Annotated in this window: 25 protein-coding genes, 1 other RNA gene, 1 pseudogene and 1 riboswitch; of the genes and pseudogenes, 6 read left to right on the top strand and 21 right to left on the bottom strand. The window is 37.6% G+C overall.

Annotated elements, in window-relative coordinates:
- Positions 1-443: 443 nt before the first annotated feature.
- Genes msrA through DL897_RS07480 form a run of 3 tightly spaced genes read right to left on the bottom strand, consistent with a single transcriptional unit; the run spans position 444 to position 2079 of the window.
- The gene (gene msrA / locus DL897_RS07490; protein WP_113658524.1) at positions 444-914 is read right to left on the bottom strand and encodes a peptide-methionine (S)-S-oxide reductase MsrA; all 471 of its coding nucleotides are present in this window, start codon (positions 912-914) and stop codon (positions 444-446) included.
- A 36-nt stretch (positions 915-950) separates the two neighbouring features.
- Positions 951-1511, bottom strand: a complete 561-nt coding sequence (locus DL897_RS07485) for a beta-class carbonic anhydrase (RefSeq protein ID WP_113658523.1) — start codon at positions 1509-1511, stop codon at positions 951-953.
- A gap of 40 nt (positions 1512-1551) precedes the next feature.
- A complete protein-coding gene (locus DL897_RS07480; RefSeq protein WP_113658522.1) occupies positions 1552-2079 on the bottom strand; it encodes a DUF6042 family protein in 528 nt (175 codons plus the stop codon).
- 448 nt (positions 2080-2527) lie between these two features.
- Between DL897_RS07480 and DL897_RS07475 the strand changes: the two genes are divergently transcribed.
- Entirely contained in the window at positions 2528-2773 is a 246-nt protein-coding gene (locus tag DL897_RS07475; RefSeq protein ID WP_113658521.1) for a PGPGW domain-containing protein, read from the top strand.
- 68 nt (positions 2774-2841) lie between these two features.
- Here DL897_RS07475 and DL897_RS07470 read toward each other — a convergent pair whose 3' ends face one another.
- From DL897_RS07470 to DL897_RS07450, 5 genes are all read right to left on the bottom strand, one after another.
- Positions 2842-3474, bottom strand: coding sequence for an O-methyltransferase (locus DL897_RS07470; RefSeq protein ID WP_113658520.1), 633 nt, complete (start codon positions 3472-3474; stop codon positions 2842-2844).
- A gap of 194 nt (positions 3475-3668) precedes the next feature.
- The gene (locus DL897_RS07465; RefSeq protein ID WP_113658519.1) at positions 3669-4034 is read right to left on the bottom strand and encodes a DUF4190 domain-containing protein; all 366 of its coding nucleotides are present in this window, start codon (positions 4032-4034) and stop codon (positions 3669-3671) included.
- An 81-nt stretch (positions 4035-4115) separates the two neighbouring features.
- A complete protein-coding gene (locus DL897_RS07460; RefSeq protein ID WP_113658518.1) occupies positions 4116-4421 on the bottom strand; it encodes a DivIVA domain-containing protein in 306 nt (101 codons plus the stop codon).
- A 192-nt stretch (positions 4422-4613) separates the two neighbouring features.
- Positions 4614-5234 (bottom strand): YhcN/YlaJ family sporulation lipoprotein, encoded by a 621-nt coding sequence (locus DL897_RS07455; RefSeq protein ID WP_113658517.1) that lies wholly within the window; start codon positions 5232-5234, stop codon positions 4614-4616.
- A gap of 162 nt (positions 5235-5396) precedes the next feature.
- Complete coding sequence (locus tag DL897_RS07450) at positions 5397-6071, bottom strand: zinc metallopeptidase (protein WP_113658516.1); 675 nt, start codon at positions 6069-6071, stop codon at positions 5397-5399.
- A 186-nt stretch (positions 6072-6257) separates the two neighbouring features.
- Between DL897_RS07450 and DL897_RS07445 the strand changes: the two genes are divergently transcribed.
- A complete protein-coding gene (locus DL897_RS07445) occupies positions 6258-7463 on the top strand; it encodes a cation:proton antiporter (protein WP_338067078.1) in 1206 nt (401 codons plus the stop codon).
- 199 nt (positions 7464-7662) lie between these two features.
- On the opposite strand, the gene DL897_RS07440 is transcribed toward DL897_RS07445, so the two are convergent.
- The gene (locus DL897_RS07440) at positions 7663-7947 is read right to left on the bottom strand and encodes a hypothetical protein (RefSeq protein ID WP_113658514.1); all 285 of its coding nucleotides are present in this window, start codon (positions 7945-7947) and stop codon (positions 7663-7665) included.
- Positions 7948-8172: 225 nt separating this feature from the next.
- Here DL897_RS07440 and ftsW point away from each other — a divergent pair, with 225 nt between their 5' ends.
- From ftsW to DL897_RS07425, 3 genes are all read left to right on the top strand, one after another.
- On the top strand, positions 8173-9309 hold the full coding sequence (ftsW, locus tag DL897_RS07435; RefSeq protein ID WP_113658513.1) for a putative lipid II flippase FtsW: 1137 nt from the start codon (positions 8173-8175) through the stop codon (positions 9307-9309).
- A 334-nt stretch (positions 9310-9643) separates the two neighbouring features.
- Complete coding sequence (locus DL897_RS07430; RefSeq protein ID WP_420824117.1) at positions 9644-9994, top strand: ArsR/SmtB family transcription factor; 351 nt, start codon at positions 9644-9646, stop codon at positions 9992-9994.
- Between the two features lie 19 nt (positions 9995-10013).
- Complete coding sequence (locus DL897_RS07425; RefSeq protein WP_113658512.1) at positions 10014-10541, top strand: SRPBCC domain-containing protein; 528 nt, start codon at positions 10014-10016, stop codon at positions 10539-10541.
- A 138-nt stretch (positions 10542-10679) separates the two neighbouring features.
- Here the strand turns inward: DL897_RS07425 and DL897_RS07420 are convergent.
- Positions 10680-10823 (bottom strand): annotated as a pseudogene (locus DL897_RS07420) (zinc ribbon domain-containing protein); the annotation flags it as partial.
- Between the two features lie 450 nt (positions 10824-11273).
- On the opposite strand from DL897_RS07420, the gene DL897_RS07415 reads away from it, so the two are divergent.
- Positions 11274-11537, top strand: a complete 264-nt coding sequence (locus tag DL897_RS07415; protein ID WP_113658511.1) for a hypothetical protein — start codon at positions 11274-11276, stop codon at positions 11535-11537.
- On the opposite strand, the gene DL897_RS07410 is transcribed toward DL897_RS07415, so the two are convergent.
- The 11 genes from DL897_RS07410 to DL897_RS07360 all read right to left on the bottom strand — a co-directional run bounded on the left by DL897_RS07410 (position 11526) and on the right by DL897_RS07360 (position 19473).
- Positions 11526-11861, bottom strand: a complete 336-nt coding sequence (locus DL897_RS07410; protein WP_113658510.1) for a PadR family transcriptional regulator — start codon at positions 11859-11861, stop codon at positions 11526-11528. The genes DL897_RS07415 and DL897_RS07410 overlap by 12 nt on opposite strands.
- A gap of 127 nt (positions 11862-11988) precedes the next feature.
- Positions 11989-12753: a thiazole synthase gene (locus tag DL897_RS07405; RefSeq protein WP_113658509.1), complete on the bottom strand. Its 765-nt coding sequence runs from the start codon at positions 12751-12753 to the stop codon at positions 11989-11991.
- Between the two features lie 4 nt (positions 12754-12757).
- Positions 12758-12961: a sulfur carrier protein ThiS gene (gene thiS / locus DL897_RS07400; protein WP_113658508.1), complete on the bottom strand. Its 204-nt coding sequence runs from the start codon at positions 12959-12961 to the stop codon at positions 12758-12760.
- Positions 12958-14079 (bottom strand): glycine oxidase ThiO, encoded by a 1122-nt coding sequence (gene thiO / locus DL897_RS07395; RefSeq protein WP_168188699.1) that lies wholly within the window; start codon positions 14077-14079, stop codon positions 12958-12960. Before thiO ends, thiS begins: the two co-directional genes overlap by 4 nt.
- The gene (locus DL897_RS07390) at positions 14076-14663 is read right to left on the bottom strand and encodes a thiamine phosphate synthase (protein ID WP_168188698.1); all 588 of its coding nucleotides are present in this window, start codon (positions 14661-14663) and stop codon (positions 14076-14078) included. The genes thiO and DL897_RS07390 overlap by 4 nt, the downstream gene beginning before the upstream one ends.
- A gap of 69 nt (positions 14664-14732) precedes the next feature.
- Positions 14733-14838, bottom strand: a riboswitch (TPP riboswitch).
- Between the two features lie 98 nt (positions 14839-14936).
- Positions 14937-15548, bottom strand: coding sequence for a DedA family protein (locus tag DL897_RS07385; protein ID WP_113658505.1), 612 nt, complete (start codon positions 15546-15548; stop codon positions 14937-14939).
- 124 nt (positions 15549-15672) lie between these two features.
- Positions 15673-16404: an isochorismatase family protein gene (locus DL897_RS07380; RefSeq protein WP_168188697.1), complete on the bottom strand. Its 732-nt coding sequence runs from the start codon at positions 16402-16404 to the stop codon at positions 15673-15675.
- Positions 16405-16647: 243 nt separating this feature from the next.
- On the bottom strand, positions 16648-16920 hold the full coding sequence (locus tag DL897_RS07375; RefSeq protein ID WP_113658503.1) for a hypothetical protein: 273 nt from the start codon (positions 16918-16920) through the stop codon (positions 16648-16650).
- Between the two features lie 258 nt (positions 16921-17178).
- Positions 17179-17597: RNase P RNA component class A (rnpB, locus tag DL897_RS07370), an RNA gene on the bottom strand.
- Positions 17598-17659: 62 nt separating this feature from the next.
- Positions 17660-18766 (bottom strand): Nif3-like dinuclear metal center hexameric protein, encoded by a 1107-nt coding sequence (locus tag DL897_RS07365; RefSeq protein WP_113658502.1) that lies wholly within the window; start codon positions 18764-18766, stop codon positions 17660-17662.
- Complete coding sequence (locus tag DL897_RS07360) at positions 18742-19473, bottom strand: tRNA (adenine(22)-N(1))-methyltransferase (RefSeq protein WP_113658501.1); 732 nt, start codon at positions 19471-19473, stop codon at positions 18742-18744. The genes DL897_RS07365 and DL897_RS07360 overlap by 25 nt, the downstream gene beginning before the upstream one ends.
- Between the last annotated feature and the right edge of the window lie 166 nt (positions 19474-19639).

Here is a 19639-nt window from a genome sequence, read left to right as displayed (position 1 = left end):
ATACCATAATCTATAGAAAAGTGGTCACAAAAGAAAAAAAGTAGGAAAAGGTTCACCTACTTTTTCTAGTATGACCTTAGAGTGCTCATTAAATCAGCTACATCTTCGCTTTCGATCTTACACCCAACCAATTATCGATCTGAGCGACTGATAGAACCTTAAAGGAAACAAGATTAATCTTTTGAAAGAAGGGTTAAAACAGGCATTCTACTAATATAATCCGAATTAGCTTCCATTTCTTTGCCGTCATTACCATCCTGTTTGACATTCACCTTAGAAACAGGGCTTCACCTCCTTCGATAATTAAAACAAATTACTTCTTGCAACTTGATTCAATAAGGAGTGAATAATTACTTATTTTTTATTATTTAGCGTTTTAACCAAAAAATTCCAAACCACATGGTTGTGGTTTGGAATCATTCTTTTTCTTCAAAAATTTTTACTTAGAAGTGGCAAGAACCTAAGCCTCTTTTTTGTAAATAACGTTGATGATACTCTTCAGCACGATAAAAAGTAGCCGCTGGGACAATTTCAGTAACAATCGGCTTTGAAAATCTACCCGATTGATTCAGATTGTTTTTAGATGCTTCTGCAAGCTGCTTTTGTTCGGGTGTATGATAAAAGATGACAGAGCGATATTGGGTACCAATATCAGGCCCTTGTCTATTTAAGGTAGTCGGATCATGCATCGTCCAAAACAGGTTTAATAGTTCATCATAAGAAACCTGCTCGGGATCATACTCTAACTGAATCACTTCTGCATGTCCAGTTCGATCTGTACAAACTTCCTCATAGGTTGGATTTTCGGTATGACCACCCATATAACCCACTGCTGTTTGAGTAACTCCGGATACATTACGGAAAGCTTCTTCTACTCCCCAAAAGCAACCAGCCCCAAAGGTCGCTAGACCCAATTCTTATCTCTCCTTTCCTAAAATAAATGTACAAATTTACAGCTGATCTTGATGAAGAAGTGTTAACTCCCCTGTCTTGGGATCAATCGTTAAACCATGTACGAGTGTATTTGGTGGTAAAAGTGGATGATTTTTAATAAGTTTCACCGTATCTAACACACCTTGCTCAATTTGGTCACAGCCATCTAGCCAATGATCTACATCGATACCAGCATGACGTAACGTTTCTATTTTTTCCTTGGCTACGCCTTTCTCCTCTAATTGGCTTACCACCTGATCACCATGTAAACCGATCATCCCACACTCCAAATGACCGATTACCAACACTTCTTCTGCTTTTAACATAGTTAAAGCGACTAAGACACTCTTCATCGCACTACCAAAAGGGTGTGTAATCAGAGCTCCTGCTGTTTTGATCATTTTGGCATCGCCATTTTTGATATGAAGTGCTTTAGGTAACAGTTCAATCAAACGTGTATCCATACATGTGACGATAACCAGTTTTTTATTAGGATATTTTGAGGTAATAAAAGGTTCATATTCCTTACCTTCGATAAATTGACGATTATAACCCATGATTTCTTCTAGTCTACTCATCAATCACTTCCCCCATCTATACTATTCTATTTTCTTTATATCACACCTCTGATAAGGATTCGATATGTTGATTTATTTGGTATTTATCTAGCTTTTTTAATTCATCTGTTGTGAGTGTTAATACCTCTTTCGGATGTGGAAATGGTTCGATTACGATATCCAAAAATATCTTTTCTTCTCTGATCACTTCTTGAATTATCTTTAATTCAATAAGTAGCTCCACCCATTCTTGAATGGTTTTTGGATAGGTATAACCCGACCGTTCTAAAACTTTATAAATTCTTTTTTCCTGTCGAGAAATGGTTAAATACACCTGTTTTTCTTCTTCGGTTTTATAAGTAAAAGGAACGGTAAAGTTAAATGGAGTCAAAGACAATTCTTCTTCTTCCATTATCATTAACTCTAAAATCTCTGCTTTACTATATCCTTGTAAAATATATGTCATAACACTAAGCATGATCGAAATGGTTCCTTTTGGTAAAAACAAATTCCATCCATTTTGTAAAAAGCTGGCTGGAAGTGTAATATTGCTTACTTCACCGCTCTGACTTAACATGATTTGCTTCATACCTAACCCCTCTTTTACTGTACCCATACTTCAAAAAAGTAGTGTATTTCTCATGAATAGAAAGCCTCATTTCTAATTAATTGACAAATCATTTATTTGGTTTAGTAACATTTCGATAACATGCCCTCCTTATACTTAGTGATGCAAATCAACACTACTAATAAAGAGGTTTCTAAATTCTGGGAATGGTCTAGGTTTTGAGATCGGATTATGCAACCTTCTCTATGATCAATATGTTTATATAATATAGATATCTCTTTAAAATACATAGTAACATTTTTATTTAATAAATTGGAATTAGTTTATTTATGATTGCTCTATATTTTCAAAATCCGCCTCTATTTACATACTTACCAACAAAGTTAATTAAGGTTTTGTTCATTGATTGATATTCCATTTTCAAGATATACTAAATATAAGTGGAAAGTCGAAAATTAAGGGGTTTAACATGAAACCAGCGAAATGGAAAACAATTGGATTCACTATCTTGGGATGGATCTTTATCGTAATCGGGATAATTGGATGCTTTCTTCCTATCTTACAAGGTTGGTTATTTATTCTCATTGGATTATATTTCTTATCGTTTAGCTCTACATGGGCCAAAAGTATATTAAATAAGTTACGAAACCGTTTTCCTAAAGTTGCAGCGAAAGCTGATCAGTTTATTAGTCGTTGGAAAAAAAAATTTAGTTAACGGGTTTTTTGTTTAGTAAAGCGACACCTAGAAAAGACGGGTGTCGCGTATTTAATCCCTCTTTCTTCTCATTCTTTAACCCTGGCAATCCCTAATCCATCTCCAATGGTAAGAAGCATCGATTCTAAGCGTGGATCTTGTGCTATCATTTGATTGACTTGTCGTACAGCAGTAGGAGCAGGATTCTGATCTGCTTCATCCAATATACGACCACCTAGAAGTAAATTATCCAGTGTAATAATGGCTCCCGGCTTGGACAGCTGAATAGCTTTTTCAACATAGTGCACAAAATTGAGTTTATCAGCATCTATGAAAAAGAAATCAAATTTCTCCCCATTCTTTTCTAACCGATCTAGAATTTCCGAAGCATCTCCAACCAGCAAGGATACTTTCTGATCCAAGCCTGCCTTTTGGATATTTTCTATGGCAAAATCGGCGTGTTCTTGTTTTAATTCCAAAGAGATAAGTTTGCCATCTAGAGGCAATGCTTTAGCTAACCAAATCGAACTATAACCACCTAAAGCTCCTATTTCCAGTATTTTTTTTGCTCCTGAAATTTTAGCAAGTAAATATAGGGTTTGCCCTACCTCTGGTGGTACAGAAATCTGTGGCATATTTCTTTCAGTTAGTCCTTGTTCAATTGATTTCTGGACTTCATCTTCTTTCACAAAAAGCGATCGAATATAATCATTGGCTGTCATTATTCACCCTCCTTTTATAAATGACACCTATCGCCGTGATCCCTGATCTTGATGTCCTTTACTTGACCATTTAAGGCTTAACGCAAAACACCTGCTTAGACAAATCCACATTTTTCATAAGCATGAATTGCTTGTTTATTTCCTATAAAGGACAAAGTAAGCTCCCATCTGGGAGCTTACTCATCTGGGTCGTATTAAAATATGAGACGAAATGGAAAGGCAATTACTGCAAAAACCAGTGCGACTAGTCCAATCCCAACTGCCCACCAACCATATGAACTTCCACGACGAATCGAAATAGCCCCAATAATAATCCCTGCTGGTGCCAAAATAAATGGCCAGATAAAAAATGCGATAATGGAAAGAATTAATCCTGTAATTCCAAGCCCTCTACCTTTATCGCCGGTAACATCATCATCTCTATTTTTTAGCCGATCTACTTGATTATCAGGTAATGCTGTACCATAAGCTTGTGCAAATTCTACATCATCTTTATCCACTCTGTTTCGTCTTTCTTCATCTGTGTAACCAACGTTTCTTTTATTTTGGTCATTGTCCATTTTTCTTCCCTCCATTGCTTAGATCTACAGATAGTATTTGTATCTGTGAGGGAAGATCATTCAATTATTGATATCCAGTTTTTATCTAGCATATAAGCCGATTCGACGTTCAATTTGCTCTATTCTTATTAGTATGTCGCGGATAATCTGATCATATTGACTCATATCTTTTTCCATTACTTGATACCTACCTGTATTTTGAGGAACATGCGGTTGGTCCTTTTCTAACTTTTTTAACTGTTCTTTTAAACGTTTATTCTCTTCTAATACATCTTCATAATTGCTAATAACTACATCTAAAAACTCATTTACTTCATTTACATCATAACCACGAATTGCATTCTTAAACTCTTTATTATATATATCCATTGGGGTCAAACGTCTCATGATGTCACTCCCTAAAAACTTGTATCTAAGACATCATTATATATGAATTCTTCTATACTTTCCGCAAAAATAATAGAAAAAAAACTAGATATTATCATGGAGTTAAAATAATACATCATCTAAAAAGCCGTTGGGGAATCAACGGCTAAAGGAAGTAAAAAAAGATTTTTATATTAAAATTTGACGGTTTTACTATTTGGATTCTGGAAAAGTACGATGGATTAAATCGGTTAATCGGTCCATTAAACCTTGTACAGGACGACCGGAACGTACATCATCAGCATAGCCAGTTAACTGCTTAGCAAAATCGGGATTTGCTGAAACATAAACATTTCGAATAGCCGGCTCTGCTTTTCTAGCTTGATTAGCAATTTTTTGTTTTAGTGCATCGGTTAAACGACCATTTCGAACTTTCTTATCCAAAGTTACAGCAACATACGCATTATGCCCCATATTCAATGCCGCCGCTGATCTTACTTCAGGTAACCTTGTAACTGAGTGAACAATTTGATCTGCGGCACGAACATTGTAGGATCGTACTGGTGTAGGTGTAGCCAAATTTGCCCGGTTATTGATAATACGATCATTTGCTACCCCATTACGATTATTGATAGTACGATCATTTACTGTCCCAGCACGATTCCTCATACGATCACGATCATTTACATATTTAGATGGAATATCATTGGTGGGGTAGACAACTCGTGTAGGTGCAGGACGTGTATCTTCCGCTCCTTTTTTCGTTTGACCCGCACAACCAACAGAAACACATAAAAAAGACAGAATAATAAATCCATGTAGTAACCAACGCATAAATAGCTCCTCCTTCAATATTTCAATTTATCGATATATCGATAGTATTGAAGTCGGTATCTAAAAATATGTATGGATATGATCAAAGGAGGAATCCAGAAAAAGGGAATGGATTTCTTTTAGCAAGAAATCCATTCCCTTTTTGTATAATTGAACGTCTTATCAATCATCATTTCCTTGCAAGAGGAACGACAGGTAATATAATAATTGCCCTAAAGCTACTACTGCACTACCTACATACGTCAGTGCAGCTGCATTTAACACACGATCAACCCCACTCTTTTCGTTCAGAGCTACCATTCCTTGGTTCACCAGTATATCTTTGGCACGAGCACTTGCATTAAATTCCACAGGTAACGTAACCAGATGAAATAAAACTACAGCGGCAAATAGAATAACACCTAACCAAATCAAATTGGTCATTTTGAGTAATATACCACCCATAAATAACCAAGGAGCTAGTCCAGAAGAGAAATTAAGCATTGGAACCAACCGGTGTCTAAATACGAGGGCACCATATTCTTCTTTATGTTGTATCGCATGACCGCATTCATGAGCTGCTACAGACACAGCTGCAATAGAGCTTGAACTGTATACTGGTTCAGATAAGCGAATCACTCTGGCAGTCGGATCATAGTGATCCGTTAATGTTCCTGGCACCATATCTACATGAACATCATAAAGACCATTCATATCCAAAATTCGTCTAGCAACTTCTGCACCCGTCATTCCCGAGTAAGCAGGAATTTCAGCATAGCGACGAAAATTAGACTTGACTCTAAACTGCGCCCATAAAGATAAAGCCATTCCAATAAAGGCTAAACCTAACCAAATCATTTTTTCCCTTCCTTATTCCGTATTTTTATTTAGGAGATTGTTTATATTTTATTGTAGGCTTTTCCATTGTTATTCATTTAGGTTATTAATATCATACACTTAATAAAATAATATCATATTTGATAAAGGTGGTGAGCATCTGCTGAGCAGGGAAATAATTCCTATTGGCAGACTAGGATGCAATGGATGGACAAGTTTATTGACTTTACTTCCCTTAAGCATTTTCATTATTTATTTGAGCTTGCATTAATCTGGTTTTTCGTCAAAATCGCAGGTCATCTAAGTAAACGGATCGGTCAACCTTCCGTTATGGGAGAGCTACTCGCTGGTATTATCTTAGGCCCAACGATCTTAGGCTGGTTACATCCTACTCCTCTGATTAAAGAGCTGGCAGAGATTGGTGTTATTTTATTAATGTTTATTGCTGGGTTAGAAACCGATATGAAAGAATTTAGGAAGTCTGCCTTCGCTTCTACATTAGTAGCTATTCTTGGTGTATTGTTGCCTTTTCTGGGGGGGTTTTTAACGGGAATATGGTTGGGATTTAATACATCTACTTCTGCCTTTATCGGTACACTACTTGTGGCGACAAGTGTTAGCATTTCAGTACAAACACTTCGTGAGATGGGCAAATTACAGTCGAAAGAAGGAGTAACCATTCTTGGAGCTGCTGTACTTGATGATATACTCGGTATCATTATCCTTTCCCTCGTTATCGGTTTTACCGCAGATACCAATGGCGGTGGAGTCGTTGATCTATTCATTTTATTTTCCAAAATCATCCTGTTTTTTGTTTTCGTTTGGGTGATGGGGAAAAAAGTACTACCATGGGCTTTTCATAAATCGACTGACTTAATGACTTCAGAGATCATCTTAACCTTTGGATTGATAACAGCTCTGGGATTTGCCTATATCGCCGAAATGATGGGGATGGCTGGAATCGTTGGATCTTATTTTGCAGGACTTATGTTAAGTTTGACTCCTTATCACGAAGAGTTATTTGCAAAAGTGGAAACCCTTTCCTATTCTTTCTTTGTTCCCATTTTTTTCGTTAATATTGGACTCGTTGCCAATATTTCTGAGATCAATTCAACTCTCTTGGGACAAATGATCCTTCTAACGATAGTCGCCATTTTAACAAAGCTAATTGGAGGAGCAATAGGAGGAAGATTAGCTGGATTTAACCAACGAAGCGCCTTTGGGATTGGTGCTGGAATGATTGCTCGTGGAGAAGTTGGATTAATCGTGGGTAGTATCGGGCTATCAAAAGGACTCATTCCTCATGATTTGTTTACAGCCACCATTGTTATCGTACTTATCACCACTTTGGTAACACCACCATTATTAAAAGCATTCTTCTCCAATCATAAGAAAATAGCGAGTCCAAAATAAATGTTTTTTAGTCAGAAATGAAATATAAGCTTCATTGGCGACGCTTATTTGAGGTAAAATCGGTATTTCTTTTCCAGATGAACAGCTTTTACTTGTTTTTTAACCGTGGGAGTAAAACGGAAAAGGAGTACCAAAATACATAGAAGTGATAGTTCAAGTGATAAGAGGTTAATTGATAAAGCATTTACGAAGCACTTTATTAATCTTCATCTATGTCTGGTGTTACATCCATCTGTTCTAACTCCTCTACGATTTTGCAAATCTCATTGAGTCGAATCCCTTTGGGATTCTTCGCAGATACATGTAAAGTAACATCCATACTAAACGATGGTAAATGTTCTTTCACCTCTACCTCTAACCCATGAAATTTCTTTCGATAAATATGCTGCCTAGGGACTTTTACCCAACCATGTTTGACTAGATGCTGTTCCAATAAATTATAGTCATACTCCTTTACTTGTAGGGTAAGGACAGTAATTTTCAAAGCAAACACATCCCTATACTTTTTTCTTTATTTTAAACCTAAAGGATTAAACACCATACTTCGAAAAATATGACAAAATTTGCACTAAATAAACAGGAAAAAATCAATTCTAAGAGAACACCCATACATAAACGTGTAATTGCTAGCAAAAGTGGAAACCATAAAACTATAGATATGTTATGATAAGTTACAAATTAGTGAATTTGTGTAGATTGGAGATTCCTTATGAAACAAGAACAGCTAAAACGTGAAAAACCTGACTATTGGCTGATTCTGGTTACGTTTTTACTATTAGGCTTTGGACTCGTTATGGTATTTAGTTCAAGTTATTACAAAGGACTTCTCGACTATCATGACTCCTATTTTTTTATTAAAAGACAGCTCATTTATGCTTTATTAGGCTTATTGTTGTTTTTCATTGTTTCAAATATTAATTACAATTTCTACAGAAAACATGTAGGGATTATGCTTCTTCTCTCGATAGGGTTTCTTGCTGCTGTTCTCCTTTTAGCTGATCGGATTAATGGAGCTAGACGCTGGCTTGAATTGGGAGAATTCTCTTTTCAACCTTCTGAATTTGTAAAATTGGTCGTGGTTATTTATATGGCCTCCATCATGGTAAAAAAACAACCTATTATCGATCAATTTAAACGTGCACTTATGCCTCCTCTTATCGTTATTGGCATCATTTGTTTGTTTCTTGTTAAACAACCCCACTTTAGCGCAACGGTGGTTGTGCTAACAACAAGTATTGTCATTATCTATTGTGCAGGGGCAAAATTGAAGCATCTATTTTTTCTTTTTCTTTCGGGTATCCCCATTATGATTGGCATTTTATATATGGATGATTATCGAGTCAAGCGCTTGGCCACTGTCTTTAATCCATTTAGTGATCCCCAAAACTCGGGATACCAAACGATATCCTCGTTATATGCTATCGCTCCTGGTGGTTTAACAGGTGCAGGCCTTGGAAATAGCATTCAAAAAATGGCTTATCTTCCAGAAGCGCACAATGACTTTATTTTTTCGATTATAGCAGAAGAATTGGGTTTTTTTGGAGGTGCTGCTTTAATTTTACTATTCATTGTCTTTGTCGTTCGAGGCATTCGGATCGCGGTACAAGCTCCTGATCAATTTGGCACCTTGCTCGGAATTGGGATTGTCACTTTACTTGCAGTAGAAACCATTTTTAATTTAGGTGTTGTCACAGCTTTATTACCTGTTACCGGAATATCCCTCCCTTTTATTAGTTATGGAGGTACATCTTTATTATTTAAATTGGTTGCGATGGGTATTTTGCTGAATCTCTCACGCTATCGTAAGGTAAAAAAAGGACAAGCCAAGCACGTCAAAGTTAGCTAACACAAGGAAAAAGAGAGATATCCTTAAAGGTACTTTAGCGCCCTTTAAGGCCATCTCTTTTTTTATAAATAAAAATTATTTTATCAAGATTGAGCGTGTTGCATAATTGGAACCAAAACCTAGATCATTCCTAGAATTAGAGCGAATCATTTTTTAACCACATTAGAATCGCAATCAATGGAAGAGTAGCCAGCCAACCATTAACGATATAACATAATTGTAATATAACTTTACAGTTATATTACAATTATGTTATATTCAATTATATCAATATGTCAAACATCAGAAAGGGGATGCGATGAAAATAGAAATTGAATTAATGAGGTGAACAACATTGTTGGGTAAATTTAAAAGCTTAGATACATCTATGCTGAGCGCATTGGCTGAACCTAATCGGATGGCAATCGTTGAGTTGCTACGCGATGGACCTCTAACGGTGGGAGAAATCGCTAATCAGCTGGAACTGAGCCAACCGCATACCTCAAAGCATTTAAAGGTGCTGAGTGACAATGGAATTGTAGAAGTAAAGCCAGAAGCTAATCGTCGATATTACAAGCTACGACCTGAACCCTTCCAAGTAATAGAATATTGGGCAACTTCCTTTCAAAAGCATATGGAAAAGAGACTCGACAACTTGGACGATTATGTACAAGAATTGAAAAACAAACGAAAAAGAGAAGAGTGAAAAATAAGGAGGAAAAATTATGTCAAATAACAAAATGGTTTCAAGAGTAGAGAATGAAAGGTTTCTAGTTTTAGAGCGCGTTTATGATATGCCGCGTAATCAACTATTTCAATTATTTAAAGAACCAGAGCATTTAAAGCGCTGGTGGAGTACGGACGGTTGGGAACTATCTGTCTGCAACATGGACTTTCGCTCGGGAGGCGTTTGGCACTATTGCATGAAATGTATCGATAAGAATCAAGAAGAATATGGAATGGAATCTTGGAGCAAAACCATTTATAAAGAAATTATTGAGCCTGAAAAGATTGTCTATAACGATTATTTTTCAGATGCAGAAGGTAATATCAATGAGTCTATGCCTTCTCCAGAGGTCACGATGGAATTCATCGATTTAGGCAGTCAAACAAAATTGGTCAGTCGTTCTGAATTCGATTCAGCGGATTCCCTGCAAGCTGTTTTGGACATGGGAGTGTTGGAAGGTATCACGCAAACGTGGAATAATTTAGATGTACTGGTAGAGAAAATAAACCTCTCTCACTTACGCTAACGCTAAGAAGTGGGAGAGGTTCTTACCATCAGAATCAAGAAGCTCTCACGTATCGAAGTGATCGGAAAGTCATCTGGATTCCTAAGTAGGTACAAAAGGGATGTACCAGGGTCGGAACAGACCATCTACTACTTCTCGCTAAGCGATCCGTAGATACGTTTGTTTCGTGGAAACATCAAGATGCTGAATCGCTCCATGTGTGTCTCGATGTTCTTGATACCCACAGGAACAACGATAGCTTCTAGAAGAGACCTTTTTTCTCTTCTTGCAGACAGGACATGTCTGACTGGTATAAGGTCACTTCGCTTTCTGTCCCTGTGATTCCATGTATTTTTTGTGATTATACATCAAGGTGAAATGAATAGACAACAAACGATTCTGAAAAACGAAAAAATGGTCAGACTTGCGAGAGGGGCAAAAAACCTCCCTCCCTCGTCTGACGCGTCATTCATCTCACCTCTTATAGAAGCGGGAGACTTCTTACACAAGTATGTTAAAATAATGCAATAAATGCAAATCACAGTTTAGAATTATCACTATAAATATTTGATATCTTAAACAAGAGACGTTTCAATTGAAGCGTCTTTTTTTATGGAAAAATCGAGTGATAAAAGTATAAAACTTCAATTTATACTATGCATTCTTATGATAATTAAATAAATCTTAAATGTCATTTAAACGGTAAGCGTTGACAAATGACATTTTTTATTGTGCAAATTTGAGGTGATAAAAATGAAATATAACATTATCTATGCTGATCCGCTGTGGCAATATCGACAAAGAAAAGAAAATGGAGTGACAGAAAACCATTATCAAACAATGAATTTAAAAGTTTGGGTCACTGGACACGCTCAAACGCTGAAGTTTGTTTATTACTCTTCGACAAGCATCTCCAAATGTATTTCTAATTCTTCTTTTATCTCTTGTGCTTCAGAGTTATTGCAATTCATCTTCCACATGATTTGGAGATATGCTCCTATTCTCTCATACCAATAATCTCCCTCGTGTAGTCACTCTAACAACAAGCGCATTTACTTTTTGCCATTCTTCTACTTTTTGTTTATACAACTCTTTACCATTCTCCGTCAGAGAATAATATTTTCTTTTCTTTCCTGCTTTTGTTTCTTGCCAATAAGAAACTAGATATCCTTTTCCTTCTAGACGCTTAAGTGCTGGATAAAGGGTTCCTTCACTCATTTTGTATAAATGATTGCTCTCTTTTTTTATCCGTTTAGCAATATCATAACCATACATATCTTCTTGTGCCAATAAAGCCAAGATTAGGAGATCAATACTCCCTTTCATCATTTCTTTATCCATATTGATCCCTCTCATCACTACTTTTTGTATTCCGATACATTATATACATAGTAACACGATATAAAATCGATAAACAATGAATGTTTAACAAAAAAAGGACACCAACTTTGTGATGTCCTTCCAAAATCTATTCCAGCATCCCTTCGAGTGGACTACTTGCTGTAGCATAACGTTTCTTAGGAATACGACCTGCTTCATATCCTAAACGACCGGCAATGATTGCCCATTTCATCGCTTCAGCCATTTTTACAGGGTCTTTGGCTCCTGAGACAGCTGTGTTTAATAATACGCCATCTGCTCCTAGCTCCATCGCTTGTACCACATCCTGTGGTGAACCAATTCCCGCATCAATAATAACAGGTACTGGTGACTCATCGATTATAATTTCTAAGTATCTTGGATTTAGAAGTCCAAGCCCAGAGCCAATCGGTGCCCCACCAGGCATAATTGCATGCGCCCCAGCTTCTACCAATTTCCGAGCCAATACAGGATCATCGGAAGTATAAGGCAAAACCGTAAATCCTTCTTCAACCAATAGCTTGGTTGTTTCTAAAGTGGCTAATGGATCAGGTAATAAAGTTTTGGTATCCGCAATCACTTCGACTTTAATCATATCACATAAACCAGAAGCCTTCGCTAATCGTGCAATCCGTACTGCTTCCTCAACAGTTGTAGCTCCGGCGGTATTAGGTAGCAGTTTATATCGCTTTAAATCTAATTTTTCAAGAAAATTCGGTTGATCTGGATCTACTAGATTCATCCTCCGCACTGCGAACGTTAATACTTCCGTTTCTGATACATCTACAGCTTGCTTTTGTATATCGAGCGAAGAGAATTTACCTGTTCCCAAAAATAATCGGGATTGAAATTGATATTTGCCTATTTTAAGCATTGATTTAACCTCCCCCAACAAAGTGAACAATTTCTATGATGTCCCCAGAGGATAATAAGGTCTGAGGATAGTCTTCACGTTGTAAAATATTTCGATTATGTTCGATCACAAATACACGTTCTTCAATCTTTAGTTGTATGACTAACTGCTCAATGGTCTGCACTTCTGATGGAACTTGATATGGTTTACCATTCAGTTGAATTTTCATATGAATTCCCCCCTTCCGCTCATGACACGGTCCACTTTAAAGTCAGAGGAAATATCAACAGATTTACCCATGACCATTTCCGCCATAATTTTCCCAGTTATTGGACTAAGTAAAATACCATTACGACGATGTCCACAAGCTACAAATAGATTCTTAAAATCTGGAATCTTCCCGAGATACGGTTTCTGGTCAATCGTATCAGGTCGAATTCCAGCCCAACACCGTCCCCATTTTGCTTGAATTAATTCAGGCACCAATTGAATGGCAGCTTGTAGTAATGACATAATCCCTTTTGCAGATACATCAGCACTTCGTTCACTAGGAATTTCAGTGGCTCCTATAATGATTTGATCATCTGCCTTAGGAACTAGATAACCGTTTTCAGCAAAAATCGTATGATGAATCATCGGATATGGAGGTATGATCGATAATGACTCTCCTTTTAATGGAACCATCGGTAGATGAAAACCACACAATTTGCCGATCTCACTACTCCATATACCTGCAGCTATAATAACTTGGGCTGCAAAAAATGTTGTGCTTTTCGTCCGAACCGAAATAATTTGATCTTTATCTCGTTTGATCTCAATCACTTCAGATTGCTCAATCAGACGAGCACCACACTGCATAGCCCCTTTTGCCAACGCAATCGTTAATTTAGGAGCAGATACTTGATGATCATTAGGTAAAAATAAAGCTCCTTGCGCTCCCTTTAATTTCGGTTCTTTTTCACACAATTCCCTTTCATCTAACCAATATGCTTCTTGGCCTATTTCGCGTTGCCATTTTCCACGCTGTTTCAGACGCTCTTTACTCTCATCTGTAGTGGCTACTTTTAAAATCCCAGCTGGATTAAGCTCAATATCAATTCCTGTCATATTAAATAGTTCTTCTTGCAAAGAAGGGAACATCTTTCTGCTTTGCAAAGATAGATCTACCAAAGGATCTGGCTTTTCCATCTCCGACTGTGCTCCAAGCATCCCTGCAGCTGCGGATGATGAATGGGCTGCTATATGATCTCTCTCCAATATGGTCACACTTATTCCTTGCTTCGCCAAGTGGTAAGCAATCGAGCAACCAATTACCCCACCACCGATAATTAAAACATCTTGCTTCACTCGGTCCATCTCCTTTTTAGGTCTTGCACCACCACTTGCGGATCATCCTTTAAAAGTGCAGAGATAATGGCTATACCAGCACAACCTGTTTTTGCGACATCTGCTACATTTTCTGCATGAATACCACCGACTGCGATTACAGGAATCTTTACAGCTTGTACTATTTGAGTGAGCTGTGATAAGCCTCTTGGTATCTGTCCCGGTTTTGAAGCAGAAGAAAAAATGTGCCCAAACATAACATAGTCCGCACCAACTTGTTCAGCCCACTTAGCACTTTCAATCGAATGAACAGAGCGCCCCCATCTAAGACCACTTTTCTGGACCTGATTAATAGTGACTGCCTCTGGTAAGTGAACCCCAACACAATTCAACTTCAGTGCTACTTCTATATGTTGGTTGATTATAAATGAAGAAGATGGAATCACATTTTTTTTCAAAATTTGCCTACCTAATTGTAACACTTCATCGGGAGTCTTCTCTTTTTGCCGTAAATGAAAATAGTCAACCCAAGGCGCAGCTTGCTTCCAGCGAAATGATAAATCGTCAAACTGTTGTGCAGAATGAGAGATTACATGTAGTTCCAAGGGATTTAACCTGCCCTTCACCATCAAAAAACCCGATATCCAAGGGGATATCGGGCAAACATTCCTATGTCCAATTCATCCCCACATTCCTTACGCTGGTATCAACCAGATCAAGTTCAAAGGGTCAGAGCAATTGCTCCTCTCAGCATCTTTTGATGCACCCCTAGTGGTGTTTGTTATGCAATTTCTATATGTTCATTTTATCAATCTATTTTTTCATTCGTCAATATCATCTAGCATCGACCATAATCACTCTCAAACGTAAATCCTCGTTTATGTTTTCCCTGCGAAGTTTTTTTTACGCTTCCAAATCCACCAGCCAATTCCTACTAAAAGAAGGGGTAAAATAGCTAGAAAAGCAGTTAGTCCATATTCGTGTATCATTTTAAAAGCCATTTTCCAATTAGCTCCTAAAATATGCCCCAAACCAATAAATACAGCACACCAAAACATGGCTCCTATATAAGCAAAAATAGCAAACCGGTAATAAGTAAGATTAGAGATCCCAGCAATATAAGCTGTAATGTGACGAACACCTGGTACAAAATAACCAAAAAATAATAACCAACTACCGTATTTACGAAAAAGTAATTGTGTCATTTTAAGCCTTCGTCGTGTAATAAAGATTTTTTCACCATATTTCATTAAAAAAGGTAGACCTAATTTTTTCCCTAATATATAACTAAGGGTAATTCCAGCACATGAACCTAAAAATGCACTTAAATAAGTATATGTCAAATTTAACTTTCCAATTGATGTTAGATAACCTATAAAAGTCATCATAAATTCATCGGGCAAAGGCAATCCAGCAATTCCCAACACTAAAAATAAGAATATACCGATATAACCATATTGGAGTAATAATTCTAAGAATGTTTCTCCCATCATCTACCCTCGTTTTTCGCGCAATTCCTTATCCGTCCTTTCAGATAGACCAGGTCATTTAGAGCGAAATATAATAAAACAACTTCACTGCCTTTTAGGACTCGTTTCCTATCTAAAAGCTAAATTACGTTTCAATCGACGAAACCACTTGAATACCATTTAGTTTCATATGGTATAAGAAAAACTGATCTATCACTTCATGCGGATGCGCTAGAATATTCAATTGCTTTGCCTGCTTGACACTCACATCATAAGTTCGTACATGCTCTTTTGAAACAACCACTTGTGTCTGAGCATTCCTCTCATTAGCTAAGAGTCGAATTCCCATTGCATTTTGATAAATACATAAGTCGGTGCAATCTCCAACTACAATAAACAAACTATCTCTTTTAGTAAATACCTCTTCTAGCCATGAGTGAAAAGCTTGTCCTTGTTGGTTGATTCCAAACAAACCAGTGGTCGCATTTTTAGAAAAAGTTTGTACACCTGGGAGATCTTGTAGCGGCTTTAGAGTAGCTACTACTTCCTCCTCCCCTGTTCCTCGTACACAGTGTGGGGCAAAAGCAGAGAATTCCACTGCATCTTTAGGGTGTGCATCATTTAGAAATACCACATTTTGATGAGGAATTCCTTTTTTTAACAATGACTGCGCTAAATTCCAAACAGGTTCCACCATTTCATTCACTTTCTCACTGGATAAGGCACCTGTTTCGCAAAACCCTTTGATAATATCTACTAATACGAGATACACATGATCTATATGATTAACTTGTTGAATCAATTCTTCTACATGAACTTTTGGCAACTCTTTGGATAGATTATCCATATACTCAAAAAAAGAAGCGCGTGTTTCCAAGGTAAGACCTCCTATTTTATCAATTGATCTTTCTAATAGAGATTTCTCTCCTAATCTGCTGCTCATTTTTCCCCATTTAAAATCCCATACAGTTAATTAGTCTATGGAGATTCTTAGATTTTTGGTCGAATTATGCAGCATACTTGTTTTTTTACAGCCTTCTCTAACAAGTTCATTTTAGCATAATCAACAAATAAAGTATTGCCCACCGATTTCTATACTCGGAGGGCATGGATACCTTACTCATATCGAACGATAGGGAAAATTATCTGTTCCATCAGCTACAGCTAACATATTTTCTAAACCATTGATTACTTGTTGATAATAGTTGCGCGCTTCTTCTCGATGCCCCATCTCTGCCAGCTCATTATAAGCTTGATAGCTCTCTTTTAGCAAATCAAAGTAATATTGAAATTGATCTTCAGACAAAATAGGTGGGCGACCATCTCCTTCTTCACAATAAAACATCTTATATCTTTCTAAATAAGCTTCATAAGAAGAAAAGTCCTGGATCATATTAGATTCAACCTTTACTTTTTTGTTCCTATCTTTTGTTGGCGAAAGCTAAACTATGCAACGAAAATCCATGAGATCAGAATACAAAAAGCTAGAATAACTGAATGAATCCTTTCCTATTTACACAAAAAATGCGATTGATGTACCTTCATCCTTCGATCCCAACTTTTTTAATTGTTATCCATTGACATACTAAGTGATCTCTTCATAACAAAAATGGGTACCCCATATGGGGTACCCATTTTTGTTCTAAGCAAACAGAAAAGCAAACAATAAGCCGAGTTCTGTACTCCGAGTGGTATTAGCGATGGCTTATTCATCTTCCACCCATTGGAGTGGCAATCATCTATCTAGGCCATATATTGCTATATGGCTCCAGCGACCTACCCGAGATCACTGCGGGCAACAGCTGTACACCTCGTGTACTGATCTCCTATTAGGTCTTGCTCCAGGTGGGGTTTACCTAGCCAGCATGTCTCCATGCTGCTGGTGCGCTCTTACCGCACCGTTGCATCCTTGCCTGTGAGGAATAACTCCTCCATCGGCGGTCTACATTTCTGTGGCACTTGCCTTAGGGTCGCCCCCACCGGCCGTTAGCCGGCACCCTGCCCTATGGAGCTCGGACTTTCCTCCCGTGGGACCTTGCGGTACCCACCGGCGATTGCCTTGTTTACTTTTCCTTCAGCAGAAATATATTTTAACAAAAATACACATCAACATGCAAGTGGAATTGATTGGATTAGACAAAAGTAAAAGGGTTGGTATCCACTTGTGAAGCATAAATGGTAACTCTTCCTTGCAAACGTTCTTTTAACTCTCGACATACTTGCTCAACCACGAGATGCTCTACATGATGCCCAGGATCTAGTAAGCAGATTCCTACCGCTAATGCATCTTGAGCAGTATGGAAATCAATATCTCCTGTTATGTATACATCAGCTCCCATTCGCTTTGCCTCCATGAAATACCGTGAACCTGACCCGCCAAGTATAGCTACTTTTTTAATGACAGTTGCTGGATCCCCTACCATTCGCAATCCAGAAATACGGTAAGCTTGTTTAACTTGTTCTGCAAACTCTTGAAGCGAAAGAGGCTGTTTTATTTCGCCAATCCTTCCATATCCCCATTCCTCACCTTTTAGATCCAACGGATAGATATCATAAGCAACTTCCTCATATGGATGGACTTGTAGCATAGCCTGAATCACTTGTTGTTGATTATTTTCGGTAATAATTGTTTCTAGGCGAATCTCATCCACTTTTTCTAGTTTTCCTTGCTGACCTATAAATGGGTTGGTTCCTGCTTGAGGCTTAAATGTACCTATACCTTGTAGATTAAATGTACAATGGCTATAATTCCCGATCCATCCCGCGCCTGCTTTTCCCACAGCCTCTAATACTTGTTCATGATAGTCGACAGGGACAAATACGACTAATTTTTTTAATTTAGCTGATCCCTCAGAAACAAGTACCTTTGTTTTTTCTAGCTTTAACTTAGCTGCCAATACATCATTCACTCCACCCAAGGTAGCATCTAAGTTAGTGTGGGCTACAAATACCTGAAGATCATGTTTTAATAGTTTGGCCATGAGTCGTCCCGAAGGCTGATCGAGCCGTAGATTCGTCAATGGATGAAAAATTACTGGATGGTGTGCAACAATCCAATTCGCCCCCTTGGCAATGGCCTCATCAACAACCGCTTCAGTAACATCTAAAGTCACAAGTACTCCTTGTACTTCCGCATCGGGCTTTCCTATTTGCAGACCAATTCGATCTTTTGACCAAGCATATTTTGGTGGTGCATAAGCTTCCATCTGCTTCATTAATTCATATCCTCTAAGAGACATGTCATCATCCTTTCCCAGATTCGTAATTCTTGTAACACTTTTGCTCTTTTTTGTTGTGCTTGTTCGGTTTTCCCCTCTTCTAATTGCTCCAAAATCCGCTTTTTACTCATCAACTCTTGAGCAGCTTTTTTCCTAAGTAAAGGATGTCGTTTTTTCCATAAAATAGGCCCTATTATCATTAGCTCTTCCACGCCAAATTGATCATCCAAGTATGCATCAGAGGTGATATCCTGCTCTGCTACCAAGATTTCATATAAGATTTGAGCCTCTTCTACAATGGTTTCATCAACTAACTGCCAACGATGATGATGTAACCATTGACGAACTCGATGTCCACCAATGTTCGGTTGAAGAATTAATCGTTTTACATGTGACAGCTTTTCTTTTCCTGTCTCCAAAATCTGTACAATGAGCGAACCACCCATCCCTGCTATCACAATAACGTCTACTTCTTCCGGATGAATAATCGCAAGTCCATCACCCAAGCGAGTATCGATCAACGATGCATATCCCTGTTGCTCAATTTGCTGACGAGCATTTTCAAAGGGTCCCTTATTTAATTCCCCAACAATTCCCTGTTTCAATCTACCTTCCATTGCTACTGATAAAAGAAGAAAAGCATGGTCAGCACCAATATCTGCTACTTTAGCATAATCAGGGATATAGGAAGCAATCTTCTGCAATCGTTTGGATATATCAAACTTCATCCAATATTCGTCCTTCCTGCTCTATAAATCCATCACTTAATCCACCGTTCTAAGCTATATTCCTAAATATACTTATCTTGTATCAATCAGGAGTGATTTTCAAAATGAGAAGCATTGATCCTTATTTCTTGCTGCTGATAAGAAACTCCCATCTCTTCAGATGGGA

This window comes from Thermoflavimicrobium daqui, from assembly GCF_003313465.1.
Classification (GTDB): Bacteria; Bacillota; Bacilli; order Thermoactinomycetales; family Thermoactinomycetaceae; genus Thermoflavimicrobium; species Thermoflavimicrobium daqui.
This window is presented reverse-complemented; position numbering and strand designations above follow the sequence as displayed.

What these genes read in the sequence shown, in the direction of transcription:
- DL897_RS07450 (WP_113658516.1), bottom strand. Translation starts at nt 6,071, where the DNA reads ATGATTTGGTTAGGTTTAGCCTTTATTGGAATGGCTTTATCTTTATGG.
- DL897_RS07405 (WP_113658509.1), bottom strand. Translation starts at nt 12,753, where the DNA reads ATGCTTAAAATAGGCAAATATCAATTTCAATCCCGATTATTTTTGGGA.
- DL897_RS07445 (WP_338067078.1), top strand. Translation starts at nt 6,258, where the DNA reads ATGGACAAGTTTATTGACTTTACTTCCCTTAAGCATTTTCATTATTTA.
- DL897_RS07480 (WP_113658522.1), bottom strand. Translation starts at nt 2,079, where the DNA reads ATGAAGCAAATCATGTTAAGTCAGAGCGGTGAAGTAAGCAATATTACA.
- DL897_RS07365 (WP_113658502.1), bottom strand. Translation starts at nt 18,766, where the DNA reads ATGTCTCTTAGAGGATATGAATTAATGAAGCAGATGGAAGCTTATGCA.
- DL897_RS07465 (WP_113658519.1), bottom strand. Translation starts at nt 4,034, where the DNA reads ATGGACAATGACCAAAATAAAAGAAACGTTGGTTACACAGATGAAGAA.
- DL897_RS07470 (WP_113658520.1), bottom strand. Translation starts at nt 3,474, where the DNA reads ATGACAGCCAATGATTATATTCGATCGCTTTTTGTGAAAGAAGATGAA.
- DL897_RS07475 (WP_113658521.1), top strand. Translation starts at nt 2,528, where the DNA reads ATGAAACCAGCGAAATGGAAAACAATTGGATTCACTATCTTGGGATGG.
- DL897_RS07415 (WP_113658511.1), top strand. Translation starts at nt 11,274, where the DNA reads ATGAAATATAACATTATCTATGCTGATCCGCTGTGGCAATATCGACAA.
- DL897_RS07385 (WP_113658505.1), bottom strand. Translation starts at nt 15,548, where the DNA reads ATGGGAGAAACATTCTTAGAATTATTACTCCAATATGGTTATATCGGT.
- DL897_RS07485 (WP_113658523.1), bottom strand. Translation starts at nt 1,511, where the DNA reads ATGAGTAGACTAGAAGAAATCATGGGTTATAATCGTCAATTTATCGAA.
- DL897_RS07425 (WP_113658512.1), top strand. Translation starts at nt 10,014, where the DNA reads ATGTCAAATAACAAAATGGTTTCAAGAGTAGAGAATGAAAGGTTTCTA.
- DL897_RS07375 (WP_113658503.1), bottom strand. Translation starts at nt 16,920, where the DNA reads ATGATCCAGGACTTTTCTTCTTATGAAGCTTATTTAGAAAGATATAAG.
- thiS (WP_113658508.1), bottom strand. Translation starts at nt 12,961, where the DNA reads ATGAAAATTCAACTGAATGGTAAACCATATCAAGTTCCATCAGAAGTG.
- DL897_RS07410 (WP_113658510.1), bottom strand. Translation starts at nt 11,861, where the DNA reads ATGGATAAAGAAATGATGAAAGGGAGTATTGATCTCCTAATCTTGGCT.
- DL897_RS07360 (WP_113658501.1), bottom strand. Translation starts at nt 19,473, where the DNA reads ATGAAGTTTGATATATCCAAACGATTGCAGAAGATTGCTTCCTATATC.
- DL897_RS07460 (WP_113658518.1), bottom strand. Translation starts at nt 4,421, where the DNA reads ATGAGACGTTTGACCCCAATGGATATATATAATAAAGAGTTTAAGAAT.
- DL897_RS07455 (WP_113658517.1), bottom strand. Translation starts at nt 5,234, where the DNA reads ATGCGTTGGTTACTACATGGATTTATTATTCTGTCTTTTTTATGTGTT.
- ftsW (WP_113658513.1), top strand. Translation starts at nt 8,173, where the DNA reads ATGAAACAAGAACAGCTAAAACGTGAAAAACCTGACTATTGGCTGATT.